16 protein-coding genes and 2 pseudogenes are annotated in these 18,282 nt (G+C 37.9%); 5 read left to right on the top strand and 13 right to left on the bottom strand.

The window, feature by feature from the left end; translation table 11 throughout:
* Positions 1-57: 57 nt before the first annotated feature.
* From htpX to leuS, 6 genes and pseudogenes are all read right to left on the bottom strand, one after another.
* Positions 58-951, bottom strand: coding sequence for a zinc metalloprotease HtpX (htpX, locus tag HFP47_RS01810; protein ID WP_011679450.1), 894 nt, complete (start codon positions 949-951; stop codon positions 58-60).
* Positions 951-1,499 (bottom strand): LemA family protein, encoded by a 549-nt coding sequence (locus HFP47_RS01805; RefSeq protein WP_011679449.1) that lies wholly within the window; start codon positions 1,497-1,499, stop codon positions 951-953. Before HFP47_RS01805 ends, htpX begins: the two co-directional genes overlap by 1 nt.
* Positions 1,500-1,535: 36 nt before the next feature.
* Positions 1,536-2,448: pseudogene (locus HFP47_RS01800) on the bottom strand (hypothetical protein).
* A gap of 1 nt (position 2,449) precedes the next feature.
* Entirely contained in the window at positions 2,450-3,298 is an 849-nt protein-coding gene (locus HFP47_RS01795; RefSeq protein ID WP_011679447.1) for a hypothetical protein, read from the bottom strand.
* Positions 3,299-3,431: 133 nt separating this feature from the next.
* Positions 3,432-5,375, bottom strand: a complete 1,944-nt coding sequence (locus HFP47_RS01790; protein ID WP_179875950.1) for a polysaccharide biosynthesis protein — start codon at positions 5,373-5,375, stop codon at positions 3,432-3,434.
* A 95-nt stretch (positions 5,376-5,470) separates the two neighbouring features.
* A pseudogene (gene leuS, locus HFP47_RS01785) lies at positions 5,471-7,896 on the bottom strand (leucine--tRNA ligase).
* Between the two features lie 340 nt (positions 7,897-8,236).
* Here leuS and HFP47_RS01780 point away from each other — a divergent pair.
* Genes HFP47_RS01780 through HFP47_RS01770 form a run of 3 tightly spaced genes read left to right on the top strand, consistent with a single transcriptional unit; the run spans position 8,237 to position 10,147 of the window.
* Complete coding sequence (locus HFP47_RS01780) at positions 8,237-8,890, top strand: phosphatase PAP2 family protein (RefSeq protein WP_025267883.1); 654 nt, start codon at positions 8,237-8,239, stop codon at positions 8,888-8,890.
* A complete protein-coding gene (locus tag HFP47_RS01775; RefSeq protein ID WP_179875949.1) occupies positions 8,874-9,395 on the top strand; it encodes an SAM-dependent methyltransferase in 522 nt (173 codons plus the stop codon). Before HFP47_RS01780 ends, HFP47_RS01775 begins: the two co-directional genes overlap by 17 nt.
* Before the next feature lie 2 nt (positions 9,396-9,397).
* Positions 9,398-10,147, top strand: coding sequence for a peptidylprolyl isomerase (locus tag HFP47_RS01770; protein WP_025267881.1), 750 nt, complete (start codon positions 9,398-9,400; stop codon positions 10,145-10,147).
* Positions 10,148-10,184: 37 nt separating this feature from the next.
* Here the strand turns inward: HFP47_RS01770 and HFP47_RS01765 are convergent, their stop codons facing one another.
* The 3 genes from HFP47_RS01765 to HFP47_RS01755 all read right to left on the bottom strand — a co-directional run bounded on the left by HFP47_RS01765 (position 10,185) and on the right by HFP47_RS01755 (position 12,133).
* Complete coding sequence (locus HFP47_RS01765) at positions 10,185-10,625, bottom strand: universal stress protein (protein WP_042252828.1); 441 nt, start codon at positions 10,623-10,625, stop codon at positions 10,185-10,187.
* Positions 10,626-10,699: 74 nt separating this feature from the next.
* Entirely contained in the window at positions 10,700-11,389 is a 690-nt protein-coding gene (gene rpiA, locus HFP47_RS01760) for a ribose-5-phosphate isomerase RpiA (protein ID WP_042252827.1), read from the bottom strand.
* Positions 11,390-11,398: 9 nt separating this feature from the next.
* Positions 11,399-12,133: an amino acid ABC transporter ATP-binding protein gene (locus HFP47_RS01755; protein ID WP_042252826.1), complete on the bottom strand. Its 735-nt coding sequence runs from the start codon at positions 12,131-12,133 to the stop codon at positions 11,399-11,401.
* A gap of 137 nt (positions 12,134-12,270) precedes the next feature.
* Between HFP47_RS01755 and HFP47_RS10495 the strand changes: the two genes are divergently transcribed.
* A complete protein-coding gene (locus tag HFP47_RS10495) occupies positions 12,271-12,405 on the top strand; it encodes a hypothetical protein (RefSeq protein ID WP_010692185.1) in 135 nt (44 codons plus the stop codon).
* A gap of 44 nt (positions 12,406-12,449) precedes the next feature.
* On the opposite strand, the gene tuf is transcribed toward HFP47_RS10495, so the two are convergent.
* The 3 genes from tuf to HFP47_RS01740 all read right to left on the bottom strand — a co-directional run bounded on the left by tuf (position 12,450) and on the right by HFP47_RS01740 (position 16,658).
* Positions 12,450-13,637: an elongation factor Tu gene (tuf, locus tag HFP47_RS01750; RefSeq protein WP_011679439.1), complete on the bottom strand. Its 1,188-nt coding sequence runs from the start codon at positions 13,635-13,637 to the stop codon at positions 12,450-12,452.
* Positions 13,638-13,800: 163 nt separating this feature from the next.
* The gene (locus HFP47_RS01745) at positions 13,801-14,724 is read right to left on the bottom strand and encodes a hypothetical protein (protein WP_011679438.1); all 924 of its coding nucleotides are present in this window, start codon (positions 14,722-14,724) and stop codon (positions 13,801-13,803) included.
* Positions 14,725-14,795: 71 nt separating this feature from the next.
* Entirely contained in the window at positions 14,796-16,658 is a 1,863-nt protein-coding gene (locus HFP47_RS01740) for a ribonuclease J (protein ID WP_179875948.1), read from the bottom strand.
* Positions 16,659-16,944: 286 nt separating this feature from the next.
* Here HFP47_RS01740 and HFP47_RS01735 point away from each other — a divergent pair, with 286 nt between their 5' ends.
* Positions 16,945-17,601: a hypothetical protein gene (locus HFP47_RS01735; protein ID WP_011679436.1), complete on the top strand. Its 657-nt coding sequence runs from the start codon at positions 16,945-16,947 to the stop codon at positions 17,599-17,601.
* 36 nt (positions 17,602-17,637) lie between these two features.
* On the opposite strand, the gene HFP47_RS01730 is transcribed toward HFP47_RS01735, so the two are convergent.
* The gene (locus HFP47_RS01730; protein ID WP_004164419.1) at positions 17,638-18,252 is read right to left on the bottom strand and encodes an ECF transporter S component; all 615 of its coding nucleotides are present in this window, start codon (positions 18,250-18,252) and stop codon (positions 17,638-17,640) included.
* Positions 18,253-18,282: the final 30 nt, after the last annotated feature.

Genomic DNA, 18,282 nt, shown 5'->3' with positions numbered 1-18,282 from the left:
GCCACGAATATGTTCGTGACTTTTTGTTTTGCTCAATTATATTAACCTTTACGCATTTTACATTTTTTCTAAACGATCAATACGTTCTTCAATTGGTGGATGCGTATCAAACAAACGCTCCTTGTTCTTCAAAGGATTACTAATATACAATGCAGCTGATGAAGAATCCACATCCTTCATCGGCTGTGCGTTACCTAATTTTCGTAATGCTGAAATCAATCCTTGTGGGTTTCTCGTTAGCTCCGCACTACCAGCATCAGCAAGATATTCACGGTTACGTGAAATCGCCATTTGAATTGCTGCAGCAGCCAACGGTGCTAAGACCATCATTAAAATCGAAAATACTAACAACAGTATTTGTAAACCACCACCACCATTACGATCATCATTCCGTCGCCTATCACCACTGCCCCAAAACCACCAATTACCACCAATATTAGTTAATAGTGTGATAGCAGCGGCTAAGGCTAAAGCAATAGTTGAAATTCGTATGTCGTAGTTGCGCACATGGCTCATTTCGTGAGCGATAACACCCTCTAACTCGCTTCGGTTCATAATCTTCAGTAGCCCAGTAGTGGCGGCAACTGCCGAATGCTCAGGATTATTTCCGGTAGCAAAAGCATTAGGACTATCGTCATCAATAATAAATACCCGTGGCATCGGTACTTGAGCAACCATCGCCATGTCCTCGACTGTGTGCCACAGTTCTGGAGCTTGGTCAGCATTTTTGATTTCGTGACCATGGTTCATCGCCATGACTACATTAGTTGAATTACTAACCATAATAATCGTGTAAATAGCACCAATAACTATGGCCGCAACTACGCCAGTTTCTAAGGAATTAAGCAATAGGTAACCTACTGCAGCTCCGACTAAGGCTACCAAAATAAAAAATACAAATAATAATACAATGGTGCGCCGTTTATTTGATTGTATTTGTTGGTACAACATTAGAACTTAACCGTAGGGACTTCTTTCTCAGCTTCTGGGACTTGCAAAAATTCACTAGGTTCAAAATGATGAATTCCCGCAACAATATTACTTGGAAATTGTTGTAACTTCGTATTGTAAAGTGCTGTTGTTGAATTAAACAACTGACGTGAATAGGCAATCTTGTTTTCCGTGTTTGTTAGTTCTTCTTGCAACTTTGTAAAGTTTGTATTAGCTTTCAAATCAGGATAAGCTTCAGCACGGGCAAAGAATCCAGATAAAACACCAGTCAATTGGTTTGAGGCAACCATTTTATCAGCCGGCGTTGCGGCCCGTTCCACCTCTTGACGGAGTTTCGTTACTTCTTCTAACGTACCGCTTTCATGCTTAGCGTACCCCTTAACAGTTTCCACTAAATTTGGAATCAAATCATTACGACGCTTTAATTGAACGTCAATCTGGCTCCAAGATTCTTTTGTTTGCATGCGTGTTTTTACAAGCGAGTTGTAAATGCTAACCCAAGCAACAGCGATAATTACAACGATCGCAATTATAATCAATATTGTCATAATGTTTCCTCTTTCTAATCGACGCCAGTTTTGGCTTTAATCCACAAAAACTGCACGTTTGTCCTTCAGACCAACTTCATTAAACCATTTTCATACCAGTTGGCAAAAAAAGGTAATTGTTGAAACAGTGTATAAATTGTAACACGTTTATTATTATCAATGATATCATATTGCCAGACCGCGTGCTCTTGTTGGTCACGGTGCTGAATAATCTCTAATGATACAGATCCTATTTTTAATACCGCTCCGTCTTTATCATTTTGTAATAACGTTAAGACAAAGTTTTGCTTTGCCGCCTCAACAAACAAACTATCAAGTATTTCAGCTGACAAATCCTTTTGCTGCATCATCAAATTTTGAGTATCTGTCATATCAAGTCCGACAATATCAATAGAATACTCGTTATCTTTTAGAAGATAGCTAATTGCTGTCAAGCGCTTTTGAAAAATAGTTAATGCCTCAACACCAGCGATTTGAATGGCTTCTGTTTGCACTAACTTCATGAAATGCACAGTGTCTAAGTAAAAACGTTTATTTACAATATCCCAGTATGCAACGCGTAAATTTTGAGATATTTCTTCTAAATAATAACCTCCTGCAGCTAAAGGTGCCTTGGTAAATTGGAAAGCCGCGTTTGGAAATTCTTCAAAATGGAGTTCAGCCACTTTTTGCATCTTTGGTAAAATGACTTGCGTATGCGATAGCGAGGTCATTTTAGCTAAGTTTGAGAAAGCCACAGCAATCCAATGTGTATTGGGGTACCAGTGTTCACTCGCTACACGCATAATTTCTGATTTATGAACGTCAAAAGCCAATATTTTTTGGTAATATCCAATATTTCAGCAGTCTGATTGGCTTCAGAAAGTGCTTCAATTAACACTTGCCACCGTTGAAACACTTCTAAGTCTTTCTTCAATTGTTGTGAATAGTTATAAGTATCAAAATTCATATCATTTCTTCTGCAATAGTGTTTTCAAGTAGTCAACATAAAGGTGATCTACTTTTTGAATGAAAGCGTCAATGTCATCAAAATGTGACAATATTTCTTCGATTTCTAGGTGACGTAAAGCGTCATCTTTTTCCAATTGAAGCATTTCGGATTCGTGTTCAGCTAACTTAGCTTTTACTTCAGGAACTCTTTGCTGCGAGGCCAACAACAAATCACGTTTATTTTCTAATTCTTCCCGGGCCTTTTTATCAGTACGCCCTAGCAGTCCAGATTTATTTTCTTTTAGTTGAGCTAACTGATCATTTAAAACTTGCACTTCTAAATTCCGTTTAGTTTCATCGTCCAAAAAAGTTTGTAAGCCATTCGTAATTTGTTTTATTTCACGAATTTGAATATCATTGATATTTGCACCAGTTGGCAATTTAATTGTTTCTTGCCATTCACTGACTATTTTTTTATTAATTGTTAACGTGAGCGACAACACGTCTAAGATTGCAAATTGGCGGTGATCCCACCAAGTGCCAATATACACTTGATAAATTGATGGTTCATCGCTGGTTGCCACAAAATCAAAAAAACTAAACTGTTGTTTTAAATATTTCAATAATTCAGGTGCTAAGAAAATTGCCAGATTATCATGAATGTCAGTAACCATTTGGGCGAGTAAGGCATTAGAATCTGCATGAGGACGTTGGCGAATTTGCTCGTTAAATTTTTTGGAGTCAAGTAATTCATATACTTGGGGCACCTGTTGGTTCATTACAGCAGACTGTAATTGTCCGAGGTACATAATTTTACTATCGAGCCGATTGATTAATTCTGGCTGCAACACAGTTTGAGAATCTGTCATTGTTTTGCCTCCGCTAAAAGCTTAATTTAAAACCTAATTTTAGCATACCCTATATAATCCTCAAAAAGTACTATCTTAAGAATTTTTTATTGTCTTTATAGGTGTTATTTATCATAAAAAAAACGATGAAAAATCATCGTTTTGGTTGCAGTATTTTGGGAATATAACGCATTCTTCGGCCTAATAACTCATCTCCCAAGCCCATTCGCAAATACGTTATGATTAACAAAGCGCCACCAATCAAGACCGCACTAAAAGTTGTCACAGTAACCGAGAACTTTGTATCCATTGGGAAAATAAAGTTGTCCATAGCAAAGACGATAATATAGGCAACAATAGCCATTAGGGCTGAAGCCATAAACATTTGCCATAGTTCTTTACCAATCATACTAAATGAAACACCATAAACCTTTTGCAAAAAGTCCAACATATAGAGAATTGAAATGAACATGCCAATCACGCTCGTCATCAAAGCACCCATACCTTCAAAATATCGTATCAATGGAATCTGCAAAACGATTTTAATGATAATGCCAACAAAGAATGCTTTCATAACAATTTTAACTTCTGAAAGAGCTTGTAATACAAATGCAAGCAACATGAACAAACTAAATACCAATGCCAAGATTGTTGAGTATTGTAGCATGTAAATACCTTCTTGGTTTGAGGCCTCAATTGGATAGAACATTTTATACAAAGGTTCTGCAATTGCATACATTCCCAAAACACTAGGCAACATAATCAAAGAGAACAACTTCAATACCTGCTTTAATTGATCTTGAATCGTTTCATAAGTTAACGCAGCTTTACTACCTGATAACATTGGTAACGCTGTCGCCGCTATACTAGTTGAAAATGGCACAATAATCATTATGAGCTTATTGGGATTTGCACTAAAGAGTGAAAATTTTTCCAACAAATCCGATTTAGAAACGGAAAAAAAGTGATTCATTATGCTAAAGAATGAATACTGATCAACAGCTTGAAACAGTGTTATAGCAGAGCCAATAATGATAAATGGCCATGATTCTTTCAAAATATTTAGCACTAAACTGAGTGTTCTAGCCTTTTCGTGTTTTACAGAGTGAAGCACTGGTCGGGACAATATATGACGATACTTCACCCATCCCCACATTAATACCAACATACTAAAAATGGCACCAATAAATGCTGCAAAAGTTGATTGCACAACTACACCAGTCCAATTATCTGGGTCAGCTTTTAACACAATAACTGCCATTACTAGCATGTAAATAACCCGAGCAATTTGTTCTACAACCTGTGACATGGCTGATATACTCATTAATTGATGCCCTTGAAATAAGCCACGGATCATTGACATTAAAGGAAAAATAGCTACCGCCGGTGCTAAGGAATGAAGTACTGGAATAACATCAGCATTGTCATTGGATAAGGCGGGAGCAGCAAAGTACAAAATCAAACCAAACACTATGCCTAGTACAATACCCAAGGCCATAGATTGCCTTGTTAACTGCCTTGATCGGTAGACATCGTTTTTAGCTGCCAATTCCGCGACTACTTTTGAAATGGCTGCAGGAATACCAAATGTAGCTATCGCTAAAAAGATTGCATAGATGGTATATCCTTGGTTAAATAAGCCGTTCGCTCTTGTACCGTAGCTACCAAGCATGGCCATCCACGGAATTAAGTATACAACGCCTAAGATGCGTGAAACCATGTTTCCAACGGACAACCACGCTGAACCTTTAATTAATGTTGCTTGATTGCTTTCTTTTGTCGTTGGTTGTTTCTCTAGAGAGCTATCAGCAGTAGATAGTTGTTCTGGAACCTGCAAATTAGGTTTCTTTTTTATAATTTTTTGCCGTGCACGAATATTTTTCTCTTTAATAGCCAAAATTTCTTGTTCTGTTGGCTGAGGCATAGTAGCATGGCTACGTGACTTCCGTGTCGTTTTTGGTCCCAGATTACGTTTTTCTTGCAAGTGCCGTCCTGCCAATGCTAGAATTTCATCAGCCGTTAACGTTTTACCGTCAACATCTGTTTTATCAACGCGACTATTACCGTTGAATTTTTCTGGACGTTGATCATTCGTCATGTTTGAGACCTCATTTTTAATTATGTACCCCGCAAAAGCGGGATTATTGCTTTTCTTCAACTAGCAATAAAGTATAAATTTGTTAACTCGATATCTTAACCTACCACAATATTAACAAACTTACCAGGAATAGCAATTATTTTGCGAATTTCCTTACCAGAAATAAAGTTCTGGACATTTTCATCAGCCTTAGCATAGTCGAGCATAGCATCTTTATCAATGTTACGAGCAACAGTGGCTTTACCACGCACTTTACCATTCACTTGGAAAATAATTTCCACACTATCTTCAACAAGCTGACTTTCGTCATAAGTTGGCCATGAAACGTAACTAATATCCTCTTCATGTCCAAGTTTTGACCATAGTTCTTCAGCTAAGTGTGGTGCAATCGGCGCCAACATTTGAACAAAACCATCCATATACTGGACAGGTAAGGCTTCTGATTTATATGCTTCATTAACAAAAACCATTAATTGAGAAATAGCTGTGTTAAATCGCATATTCTCCAAATCTTCCGAAACTTTTTTAACTGTTTGATGATAGATTTTATCTAAGTCCCCTTTGTTGACCGTTGTTACATGGTCACGTAACTTATCTTCCTCATCAACCAGCAGACGCCATACACGATCCAACCAACGACGCGATCCGGAAACGCCATCTTCAGACCAAGGCTTGCTTTGTGTCAATGGCCCCATGAACATTTCATATACACGTAATGTATCTGCGCCATAATTGTTAACAATTTCATCAGGATTAACAACATTCCCCTTAGATTTAGACATTTTCTCGTGGTTTTCACCTAAGATCATGCCTTGGTTAACTAATTTTTGGAATGGCTCTTTAGTTGGTACAACACCTAAGTCATATAAGAACTTGTGCCAAAAACGTGCATACAATAAATGCAAAACAGCGTGTTCTGCACCACCTACGTACAAATCAACATTCATCCAGTACTTTAACTTTTCAGGATCAGCCAATGCCTCTGAATTATGCGGATCAACATAACGTAGGAAATACCATGATGAACCAGCCCACTGCGGCATAGTATTGGTCTCACGACGCCCCTTAACACCATCTTCACGAGTAACATTTAGCCAATCAGTAGCATTAGCTAATGGTGATTCTCCCGTTCCAGAAGGTTTTAATTGTTCTTGTGTCATTTCTGGTAGACGCAATGGCAATTCTGATTCAGGAACGAGGGTTTGTGTACCATCTTCCCAATGAATAACTGGAATAGGTTCACCCCAATAACGTTGACGTGAAAAGATCCAATCACGCAAGCGATAGTTAATTTGTTGATGACCAGCATTATGTTCTTCCAACCAACTAATAGCTTTATCGATGGCTTCTTGCTTATTTAACCCATCTAAGAAGCCAGAATTAATATGCGTACCATCGTCAGTGTAAGCAGCTTCTTCAACATTGCCACCTTCAATAACAGCTTTAATTGGTAAATTGAACTTTTTAGCAAATTCCCAATCACGATCATCGTGTGCTGGAACAGCCATAATAGCACCAGTACCGTAAGAAGACAAAACATAGTCAGCAATCCAAATAGGTAACTTCTCACCATTGATTGGATTAGTAGCATAAGCACCTGTAAAGGCTCCGGTCTTATCTTTGTTCAAATCTGTTCGTTCCAAATCAGATTTAGTTTCTACCTCTTTTTTATAGTTGGCAATGGCTTCTTTTTGCTCTAGCGTAGTGATTTCATCTACCAGTTCATGTTCTGGTGATAGAACCATATACTGGGCACCAAACAACGTATCTGGTCGTGTGGTATAAACTTCAATTTGTTTGTCTGAATCTGCAATATTGAAGAATACAGAAGCACCAATTGACTTCCCAATCCAGTGACGTTGTTGTTCCTTAATAGCTTCTGGCCAATCTAAATCTTCCAAATCTTCAAGTAAACGATCGGCATAAGCTGTAATGCGCAAAACCCATTGTTTCATTGGCTTGCGGTAAACTGGATAACCACCACGTTCTGTCTTACCATCAATGACTTCTTCGTTGGCAACAACAATACCCCACCTGGAAAATCTGGAGCCCAGTTAACCATGATTTCATCTTCGTAGGCTAAGCCTTTTTCGTATAACTTTTCAAAAATCCATTGTGACCACTTATAATATTCAGGATCAGTTGTATTGATTTCACGCGACCAATCAATTGAAAAGCCAAGTGACTTAATTTGATTTTTAAACACTTGGACATTTTTGTTGGTGAAGCCTGCTGGATTATTACCTGTTTTAATTGCGTATTGTTCCGCAGGTAATCCAAATGCGTCCCATCCCATTGGATGCAAAACATTGAAACCTTTAGCACGCTTATAACGACTCATAATATCAGTCGCTGTATAACCCTCGGGATGCCCAACATGTAATCCTTGTCCAGAAGGATAGGGGAACATATCCATAACGTAGTACTTTTCTTTTTCTGATTTATCAGGAGCCCTAAACGTCTCGTGTTCATCCCAATATTTTTGCCACTTGGCTTCAATAGATTTGTGATCGTATGCCATAAATTTTTCCTTTTATCATTTATTTATTCTCTTTAGTGATGCATGGACGCTCCGTTGAAACAAAAAAGCCCCATATCACACCAAAAAGGCATGACACGGGGCGAAACTTAATTTTCGCGGTACCACCCATGTTCACGTATTGCTACGTCTCATTTATCTTAACGCGACAAAACGTTGCCAGCTACTTAGTTTCACTAGCAATTTAATCAACTGAGTTCCGAACTTTGTTTGGTAAGTTTCCAGCGCCACTTACTCTCTGATACCCCGCCATACGTAATAGTGTTGAACAATAATGCTATTATTATAACACAAATTACTATAATCAGGTATAATTGAATGCATGACTATTCAACAAAAGAAACAAAGATTAAGTACAGTATTGGCGACTATACTCTTTGGTATAATGACGTTTGGCGTTCTGATGAGTCCCAACTGGTTTCGCCAATTTGATATATTTTTCCAACAGTTGATCCAACATCGTGGTACCTTTACTACTTTATTTTTTACTTATATTACACAGGCTGGCAATATGACTGCAATTATTGTAGTATCAGTAATTGTTAGTATTTTTCTGGCCTATAAACATTGTTATCGCGAACTTTTATTTTTGTCCGTTAATATCATATTCTCAGCTGGAATCATTACACAAGTGCTCAAACACATGATTACTCGTGTCAGGCCACAACCACAACTTATTCAAGAGAGTGGCTACAGCTTTCCCTCTGGTCATTCTATGGCCGCAATTTTATTATATGGTTCATTAATTATTTTGATCAATTATCACCTAAAGCCAAGTTTATTCAAAACTGCCAGTGTAATTGTTCTAACCAGTTTAATTATCATTATTCCAATCAGCAGAGTGTATGTTAACGTGCATTATCCAAGTGATATTCTTGCTGGTTTATCACTTGGTTACGTGTTACTTTTTATTTCGAAGTATTTTATTTTTGATCTTAAATCAGCTACAGGAGTTCTTCATGATTCTCACAAGTAATACTTTCACACATCAATTAATTGAACAAACAGTCAAAATTAACGATATAGTTCTCGATGGCACGACGGCAAATGGTATCAATACCAGATTTTTAGCTACAAGAGTTGGGAATGCTGGAAAAGTGCTTAGCTATGCGACAACCAAGGACAATGCCAATGCTACCGCTGCTTCACTTTTCATGAGTGGCTTGTCAGATCGTGTAACCTTGCTGGGGAAAACATTGGATGACCAATTCATCAATGAACTTGGTTCACAAAACCAAATTAGTGTCGCCATTTTCGATTATTCTGATGACGCTAAAAATGTTAACGATCGACCAGCTAATTACCTACAACAAATTTCATACGTCTTACCGCGGCTAACCCATGGGGGTTTACTCATTGTTAAATTTGAGCAAGTACCTGAAGCATGGCATGAATATAAAAATAATCTACTTGAGGCCGACTATTCACAAGCCAGTTATATTACAAGGTTCGTCCAAACGGATGTTATTGAAAGGATTTAATGATGAAAAAATTTTTGCCGCATATTATTATGGGAATCATATTAATCATTAGCATTGTTGGCATTTTACTGATGACACAGCAAAAAACAGCTAGTACAAAAAAAGATCCTAAACTAGATAAAGTTGCCCTCCCTCAACTAACAACTAAAATTGCTAAAAACGAGAGTAAACTCATCATGAAGACAACTTATGGTGACATCACCATAAAACTCTTCAATAAATACACACCACTAGCTGTTGAAAATTTCATTACTCACGCCAAAGATGGTTACTATAACAACACATCATTTCATCGTGTTATTAATAATTTTATGATTCAAGGTGGTGATCCAACAGGTACAGGTAGTGGTGGGCAATCAATTTGGAAAGGTAAAGACAAGAATATCGATAGTGGTAACGGATTTAAAAATGAAATTAGTACCTCACTATACAATATTCGTGGCGCTGTTTCAATGGCAAATGCAGGTACAGACACTAATGCTAGTCAGTTCTTCATTGTCCAAAACCCAGAAGATGTTTCAAGTGGCGTTAACCCCAATATTTACCCGACAAAAATTGTCAATGCTTATAAAAAAGGCGGCTATCCTAGTTTGGATGGTAATTACACTGTATTTGGCCAAGTCATTGATGGCATGGCGGTAGTAGATAAAATAGCCAATGCTAAAGTTAGCGCAACTTCAAGTGGTGAAAAATCAAAGCCGGCTAATCCCGTAAAGATTACAAATATTGAAATTATAAAAGAAGCACAATAAAAAAACAGGTAGCGTATGCTACCTGTTTTTTTGAGCTTCATTTTTCAAACGTCCGCATAATCAAAACATCTACTTTAGAAACCTGTGTTACGAAGGATGGTACCGTACCTGCCATCGCTCTTTGTAAACGGCTCAGCCCGGTTTCACCAATCACAATTAAATCATTATGGTGGTCCTTCGGGAAATCACGTGCAATCACGCGCTTTGGTGAACCAAAACGTACATGAATATCGACATCATTATGCCCCAATGACTTAGCGTAATTAAAAGATTCATTAATAGCCTTTTCTGCAGTTTGTTCCATTTGGTAAACCACGTCTTCATTCATTGCGATTGAACCAAAATAACCACCACCTGTGGTATCCACTACTGTCAAAATATCAATGTGTGAATCAGGAGCAAACGCAACAACTTTTTTTATCAATGTGTTTGAAACTTCTGAACCATCAATTGCAACCAAAATGTTATTATATGCCATACGCCTATCCCTCTTATTTCTTAATAACTACATTATAACGCTATTAAAAAAATAATGTAAGCGCTTTTAATAGATTACATTTCTTTCTGTAAGTTATTCATGATCCGATAGCCTTCGTCCTGTCCAATAATAACTTGATCCGCAACATTTAGAAATAACCCATGCTCAACGATACCAATCTGTCCATCTAAATAATGCCCTAGTTCAAACGGCTGATCAATTTGTTCTAAATCTAGATCAACAATATAGTGTCCTAAGTCCGTTACTAGCGGTTGCTGATGGTTGTCTAGACGTAATTTGGGGTGCAAATGACGTTCTTTTAGTTCAGCTATTAGTTTACCACTGCCAAATGCTACTACTTCTACTGGCAAAGGAAATTGTCCCAGTTTACTATGCAGCTTCTGTTCGTCAATAATCCAAATCACGCGTCTAGAATATCTCGCCACAATTTTTTCCATTAAGAAAGCTGCTCCACCACCTTTGATGCCATTTAAATGCTGATCAACCTCATCCGCACCATCAATTGTTAAATCTATCATTGGTACTAAGTCAATATCACGAATCGGAATACCAAGTTCTTCCGCACATCTGGCAGTCTTTGTTGAGGTGGTCACGCCAATAATAGTCATTTTTTCATCTTGAATACGTTTAGCTAATGCATCTAAAAAGTATGCTATCGTAGAACCTGTTCCAAGACCAACAACCATTCCATCTTCTATTAGTGTGGCGGCAAATTCACCGGCATGTTTCTTTTGCTTGTTCATCTTTTTGTTTTACAACACTTTTTCTAAGAATTCTTGTGCCCGCTTTGTCTTTGGCTTATCAAAGAATGATTGTGGTGTAGCAATCTCTTGTATGCCACCGTCAGCCATAAACCATACAGTATCCGCTACTTCACGTGCAAACCCCATCTCATGCGTTACAACAATCATGGTCATTCCATCTTCTGCCAACTTCTTCATCACGCCTAATACCTCACCTACCATTTCTGGATCTAAGGCACTTGTCGGCTCATCAAAGAGCAATACATCAGGAGACATTGCCAGAGCACGTGCAATCGCTACACGTTGTTTCTGCCCTCCTGAGAGACTGTCTGGATAAACAGTTCCTTTATCGGCTAGGCCAACTTGAGCAAGTAGCTTTTCAGCAGTTTCTGTTGCTTCCTTGTCGCTAATATTTTTAACTTTTACCGGTGCTAATTTAATGTTCTCAATCACAGACAAATTTGGAAACAAATTAAAGCTTTGAAACACCATACCCATTTTTTCACGTAACTGATCCAACTCTTTTTCAGACAGATTTGTTAAATCCTGATCCTCAAAATTCACCTTACCACTAGTTGGTGCATCTAACATATTAATGGCGCGCAAAAAAGTAGATTTGCCTGCGCCAGAAGGACCAATAACAGAGATAACCTCTCCTTTTTGCACAGCGACATTTACATTATCAAAAATTATTTTTTCACCAAATTGTTTTTTCAAGTTTTTTATATTCAATAACTCAGTCATTATTAATCTCCATTTCTAATGTTAATTACTATTATACAGTGTTATAATTTATATGCATCTGTTATTCGTATTAAACTGAATACATTGTATAATATTGCATAAAACTAACTTTAATAAACTATATATGGAGACTATTAATGGCTAAAATTGTAAATCGTGAAGAAAAAGTATCAAATTCATTCGAAGATCTCATTTCATTACCAACTAGTGAAAGTAATGACGAAACTCGAAAAGCAGCACTAGGTCATGATAAAGACGAAAAGAAGAAATAAAAAAAACACGCTTACGCGTGTTTTTTTGAAGACTAATAACATTATTAGTCTTCGATATCAGTAACTGTTCCGGCACCAACAGTGTGGCCACCTTCACGAACAGTAAACTTCAACCCTTGTTCGATGGCAACTGGTGAGATCAATTCGATTTCGAATGTCACTTGGTCACCAGGCATAACCATTTCAACACCGGCTGGCAATTCAACAACACCTGTAACATCAGTTGTGTGGAAGTAGAATTGTGGACGGTAGTTAGTGAAGAATGGTGTATGACGACCACCTTCTTCCTTTGTCAAGACATAAACTTCAGCCTTGAACTTCTTGTGTGTCTTAATTGAACCTGGCTTTGCCAAAACTTGACCACGTTCAATGTTGCTACGATCAACACCACGCAACAATGCACCAATGTTATCACCCGCTTGAGCTTCTTCCAAAGTCTTACGGAACATTTCGATACCTGTAACAGTAGTCTTTTGAACTTCGTCCTTCAAACCAACGATTTCAATTTCAGTTCCTGTAGTCAATACACCACGGTCAACACGACCAGAAGCAACTGTACCACGACCAGTGATTGTGAAGACGTCTTCGACAGGCATCAAGAATGGCTTGTCTGTTTCACGTGCTGGTTCTGGAATGTATGAATCAACAGTATCCATCAATTCTTCGATAACCTTAACTTGTTCAGGATCACCTTCCAAAGCCTTCAAAGCTGAACCCTTAAGTACAGGAATATCGTCACCTGGGAAGTCATATTCTGACAACAATTCACGAACTTCCATTTCAACCAATTCAACTAATTCTTCATCATCAACCAAATCAGTCTTGTTCAAGAAGACAACCAAGTAGTCAACACCAACTTGACGTGCCAACAAGATGTGTTCACGTGTTTGTGGCATAGGACCATCAGTTGCAGCAACAACCAAGATAGCACCATCCATTTGGGCAGCACCAGTGATCATGTTTTTAACGTAATCCGCGTGACCTGGGGCATCGATGTGGGCATAGTGACGCTTTTCTGTTTCATATTCGATATGAGAAGTGTTAATTGTGATACCACGTTCTTTTTCTTCAGGCGCGTTATCGATTTCAGCAAAATCAGTAGCATCAACACCTTGCTTTTCAGCCAATACCTTTGAGATAGCGGCAGTCAAAGTCGTCTTTCCGTGATCGACGTGTCCAATAGTACCAATGTTAACGTGGGGCTTAGTGCGAACGTAAGTTTCCTTAGCCAATGTAGTTTCCTCCAAAATTCATTTTTCAATATTATGAAAAATGTTTATAAATATATTTTACAACGCAAGCCGTCAAAAGACAACAAATAACTTGCATTTTTCCGGCTTTTGAAGCCAGAAATTATTATACCGACTTATTAAGAAAATGTAAACCGTTTTGAACTTAATTTTCAAAAAAGCTTTCAGTCAACGCATTTATTTTTTCATGCCATTGTCGTTGATTTTCTGGCTCATCTGGTTTAGAGCGACCATAATAATGTGCGATACTGTTATCAACCCATTTTTCAATATCAGTTATTGCGATATCAACTCGTGGGTATAGCAATGTTAGCTCAATGCGCATTTGATGAGCCAACATTTCTAAGGCAATGGGGTCTTCTTGCCCTAATCTGCTTTCAAGTGTTGCTGCTGCAGCTTCAAAAACTGCTGAACTAGTTAATGGCATTACATCGCTGAGCTGTATCGTATAAATTTCATCATCAAGCCAGCGGTACTTAACTACCCCATCAATCTGTAGTTTTTGCAGATCTTCTAATAAAGTTGCGCGGATAATGGGTAATGCGTACGGATCCACAAGGAGAAATTTAGCGCCAACAACAAACTGTGCTACTGGTAAATGTCGCGCAGATTCGTAGCGATCACGTTGTGCTAGTAAATCATAATCACTCATATGATAAAACTGACGCGCAACAGTATCAAGTGTTGCTTTCATATTCTCTTGCGCCCGTTCTTCAGCCTGTCTAATTTCCTTTAGAACTTCATCAACGACGTCTAAATCATCCCAAAGTACAGCCAATTGTTGTGCATAAACAAAATTTTGATTTTGAACTGCAAGCGCTACAATCATTCGAAAATTAGATTCATCATCTAAATATTCTAATAGAAAGTCATCCGCATAAGATGAAGCAAGTTGATATTGCTCATCCATAAATAACGCCGTTACTAGACGATAATTAACTTTGAATGTTTGCATCTTTTCGTAGAGTGTGGCTAACGTTTCAGCAGCATCATGCCAATTTTTTTGTTTTGTCTCAATATTGGCTCGATCAATTAATTCTTGATTTTCTGGTGTTATATTTTCATCCATAATTTATTGTGTTCAAACAATACCCAAATCATGCAGTATATCATTAAAACACATGCCCTCCTTTCAAATATTCAAAAGCCCAACTCAATCGAGTTGGGACTTTTATTATTCAGTAGTTTTACTTTGTACGTTCTTTTTTGCTGGACGGCGAACCTTTTTTTATTGCTATTAGGTGTTGCCAGTTTCTTTTGTGCTGGTTTTTTGCTTGCTTGAGCACCAGATTGTGCCGCCGTTGTTTTATGGTTATTTGGTCTGCGATTTTGGTTAACTTCCATAACTACAGGCATAACCATAGGTCGGCGTCTTGTTTGCTCAAATAAGAAACGTGACAATACATCGCGAACACCGGCTTTTAGCTCATTCCAATCAAAACTTTTATTGTTAGTTAAATAATCTTCAATCTGTTTAACGGTTAAATCAGAAGCTTCTTTCATTAAATCACGATTTGCTTTAACATAAACAAATCCACGTGATGTTAACTTTGGTTTTGATACAACTTGACGTTTTTTACGATCAATTGTCACAACAGAAACAAAAACACCATCTTCAGACAAAATACGACGATCACGCAAGACCACGTTACCAATATCGCCAATACCGGATCCATCAATCAACGTTTCACCAATAGCAAACGAATCTTTTAACTCAAATTGGCCGTCAATTAACTTAAATTGATCCCCCTTCATTGCCATCAAAATATGATCTTCAGGTAAATTAACCTCTTCAGCAGCATCTTTAGCTGCTGACATCACACGATACTCTCCTTGAATAGGCATAAAGTACGCTGGTTGCATGATGTTAAGCATCATTTGTAAATCATTTCGTGATGCATGACCACTAGAACGCATATCAGTGCTAATCTGCTTCACATCAGCACCTTGCTTGAAAATCATATCGCGTGTTTTTGCTACAACACTTTCCATGGCTGTAGAAGGTGTTGTGGTAATAAACACAAGATCATCTGAGCCAATCTTAATGTGAGCGTCTTCGCCATTTGCCATGCGGTTCAAATGCTTAATTGGTTCCCCCATGCGGCCTGTTTCTAAAATAACCGTTTCATGGGCAACTAAACTCTTCATATTTTTTAAACTGACGAATAGTTGACTTTCTGGCAAAGGTAACTGCAACTTTTTTAATTTGATAGCTGTCCGTACAACATTTTCGATATCATTTCCTGATAAGACAAGCTTACGTTTTGTCGCAGCAGTGGCATCAATAATTTGCTGAATTCTTTGAATATTCGAAGCAACGGCCGCTACAATAATGCGCTTTTTTTTGTTGTCACGGAACGTTTCTAATATATAATCGCCAATCTTTGATTCATTAACTGAATCAGCTCCACCCTCTGTACCAGCAGCATCAGCCAACAAAGCCAATACTTTCCCCTGACCAACTTCTACTAAACGAGGAATATCAGTACGATAGTAACTTTCTGCTGTTTGATCAAACTTAAAATCGCCAGTATACACAACTTGGCCATATTCAGTACCAATTACAATACCTAGTGATTCTGGAATTGAATGTGTGGTATTAAAGAAGGATACTTTAACATTACCAAAGTCAATTTCACTTTTTTCATTAATAATGTGGTAATCATTATAATCTTTTAGTGCCGGCTGATCTTTTATTGCTAGCTTAGCTAATTCAATTGTTAGTTCGGATCCAAAAATCGGTACATTGACTTGCTGCAAAAAATACGGCAAAGCACCAATTGCATCCGCGTGTCCGTGTGACAAGAAAACGCCAGCAATTTTTTCAGTATTCTTAATCAAATATTCAAAATCCGGCACCACTACATCTACACCAAGCTGGTCTGTTTCTGGATACTTTAATCCTGCGTCCAATATAAAAATCTCGTCATTAACTGTGACGGCATACATGTTTTTCCCATTTTCGCGGACTCCGCCAAAGGGAATAATACTTAAATCTGTCATTAATCTTTCCTTTATAAACGTGCGATTAACTTGATGTTTTAGGTATCACCATAGTCTACACACTTTTTTTATTCGTATATTTATGAATAACAGGAGCCTGCTGGTCTAAAACACTGAGGTCTTCCTTGTTGCTTGTCTCGATACGTAATGTTTCTATTTTAGCATACTTTTCAACTCTTTTCTGGTATTATTGAAACAGCGTGTTAATAATAGAATAGTATCTGTTAAGATGACAGATAAAAATTAATAAACAGCATGTCTATAGATGAAAGGAACAAGATACCTCATGCAACGTCATCCATTCAAACCATCACACAAAGTTCGCAATGCCATTATAATAATTATTATTTTTGTTGCAGTAGTGGTGATGGGATTTGTAATTGTTGGTCACCAATCTGACAACAAAAAAGCAACTTCTTCAAGCAAAGTTTCTCATAGCTCATCGACATCTTCAAGCAAAAAGAAGGCAAAAAAAGCAAGTACCTCTTCAGATACATCAAACAGTACTTCAGCAGAAGAATCCACTTCAGTTATAAGTTCTTCCACAAGCGTGGCTGCAGCTCCATCTGTTGCTAGTAGCGAAGTTTCCCAAGTCTTAAGCAGTGCTACCCAAGATGCGACGCAGACACCAGTACAAGATAACAGCAATACATCTAGTGTTAGCGATAGTTCTTCCTCATCAAGTGCCGCTTCTTCAAGTACAACTACATTTGGAAACTGGTCTTTAGCAACTTATAATGAAGTTGCCCTTGGTTCAGCCACCTATGATCAAATTCGTGCTACTTACGGTAACCCTACTTACTTAACCGCAGATCAAAAATATGCTTATGCTACTTGGCAAAGCCAAAGTGGTACAAAAGTCTCTATCGTCTTTACACCTAGCGGTGACAGCAATAATGTTCAACTCATCGCAAGTAACAAAACCCAATCAGGTTTACAATAAAAAAGACATCTTAACTGATGTCTTTTTATTATGCTGCTACCCTTTTATCCCAGCTCTTTCAGCAATGGGAACCAAAACATTACCAATGGCAGCTACTAAAATGATTCCAGTAATAATTTCAAAAATACTGTTAAACGACACGATGCCTATGAGCCAGCCTAGTAAATTATGATTAGGTATGCCGGTAAAATTCGTGCGCATCACCGTAAAACCGATGACAGTAAGCAAGACCACTCCAACTGTATTAATCAAAGCGGCTAGTCCGCCCAAGAATCCCAATCCAAGCGTACGGAAACCAAAATTTTTGTTGCGCAACCACTTATTAAACGCCATACCAATTATTAGACCTACCAAAATACGAGGTATAAACGCCGTAAAAGGATTTTGAAACATTAATGAACCGATAGACCCCGGTGTCGACCAAGCTTGCCATAAAGTTAACAATCCCCAAAAGCCACCAATAAAGGCACCCCGACGTGCTCCTAGAAGAATTGCAGCGATAGCTACGGTAAACTGTATGATTGTTGGTTGTGCGCCCACAATAACAGCACCGAGCGGTATATATCCAAGCCAAGGAATCAGTACTTGTAATAAGATAATTGCCATAAAGAAGGTTGTAATCACCAAATATTTCGTCTTATTGTTGCTCATTATATTTACTCCTATTGTGTATTCCACGCC

Source organism: Leuconostoc sp. DB-1, from assembly GCF_013414845.1.
Taxonomy (GTDB): domain Bacteria; phylum Bacillota; class Bacilli; order Lactobacillales; family Lactobacillaceae; genus Leuconostoc; species Leuconostoc mesenteroides.
This window is presented reverse-complemented; position numbering and strand designations above follow the sequence as displayed.

What these genes read in the sequence shown, in the direction of transcription:
- htpX (WP_011679450.1), bottom strand. Translation starts at nt 951, where the DNA reads ATGTTGTACCAACAAATACAATCAAATAAACGGCGCACCATTGTATTA.
- HFP47_RS01805 (WP_011679449.1), bottom strand. Translation starts at nt 1,499, where the DNA reads ATGACAATATTGATTATAATTGCGATCGTTGTAATTATCGCTGTTGCT.
- HFP47_RS01795 (WP_011679447.1), bottom strand. Translation starts at nt 3,298, where the DNA reads ATGACAGATTCTCAAACTGTGTTGCAGCCAGAATTAATCAATCGGCTC.
- HFP47_RS01790 (WP_179875950.1), bottom strand. Translation starts at nt 5,375, where the DNA reads ATGACGAATGATCAACGTCCAGAAAAATTCAACGGTAATAGTCGCGTT.
- HFP47_RS01780 (WP_025267883.1), top strand. Translation starts at nt 8,237, where the DNA reads ATGACTATTCAACAAAAGAAACAAAGATTAAGTACAGTATTGGCGACT.
- HFP47_RS01775 (WP_179875949.1), top strand. Translation starts at nt 8,874, where the DNA reads ATGATTCTCACAAGTAATACTTTCACACATCAATTAATTGAACAAACA.
- HFP47_RS01770 (WP_025267881.1), top strand. Translation starts at nt 9,398, where the DNA reads ATGAAAAAATTTTTGCCGCATATTATTATGGGAATCATATTAATCATT.
- HFP47_RS01765 (WP_042252828.1), bottom strand. Translation starts at nt 10,625, where the DNA reads ATGGCATATAATAACATTTTGGTTGCAATTGATGGTTCAGAAGTTTCA.
- rpiA (WP_042252827.1), bottom strand. Translation starts at nt 11,389, where the DNA reads ATGAACAAGCAAAAGAAACATGCCGGTGAATTTGCCGCCACACTAATA.
- HFP47_RS01755 (WP_042252826.1), bottom strand. Translation starts at nt 12,133, where the DNA reads ATGACTGAGTTATTGAATATAAAAAACTTGAAAAAACAATTTGGTGAA.
- HFP47_RS10495 (WP_010692185.1), top strand. Translation starts at nt 12,271, where the DNA reads ATGGCTAAAATTGTAAATCGTGAAGAAAAAGTATCAAATTCATTCGAA.
- HFP47_RS01745 (WP_011679438.1), bottom strand. Translation starts at nt 14,724, where the DNA reads ATGGATGAAAATATAACACCAGAAAATCAAGAATTAATTGATCGAGCC.
- HFP47_RS01740 (WP_179875948.1), bottom strand. Translation starts at nt 16,658, where the DNA reads ATGACAGATTTAAGTATTATTCCCTTTGGCGGAGTCCGCGAAAATGGG.
- HFP47_RS01735 (WP_011679436.1), top strand. Translation starts at nt 16,945, where the DNA reads ATGCAACGTCATCCATTCAAACCATCACACAAAGTTCGCAATGCCATT.
- HFP47_RS01730 (WP_004164419.1), bottom strand. Translation starts at nt 18,252, where the DNA reads ATGAGCAACAATAAGACGAAATATTTGGTGATTACAACCTTCTTTATG.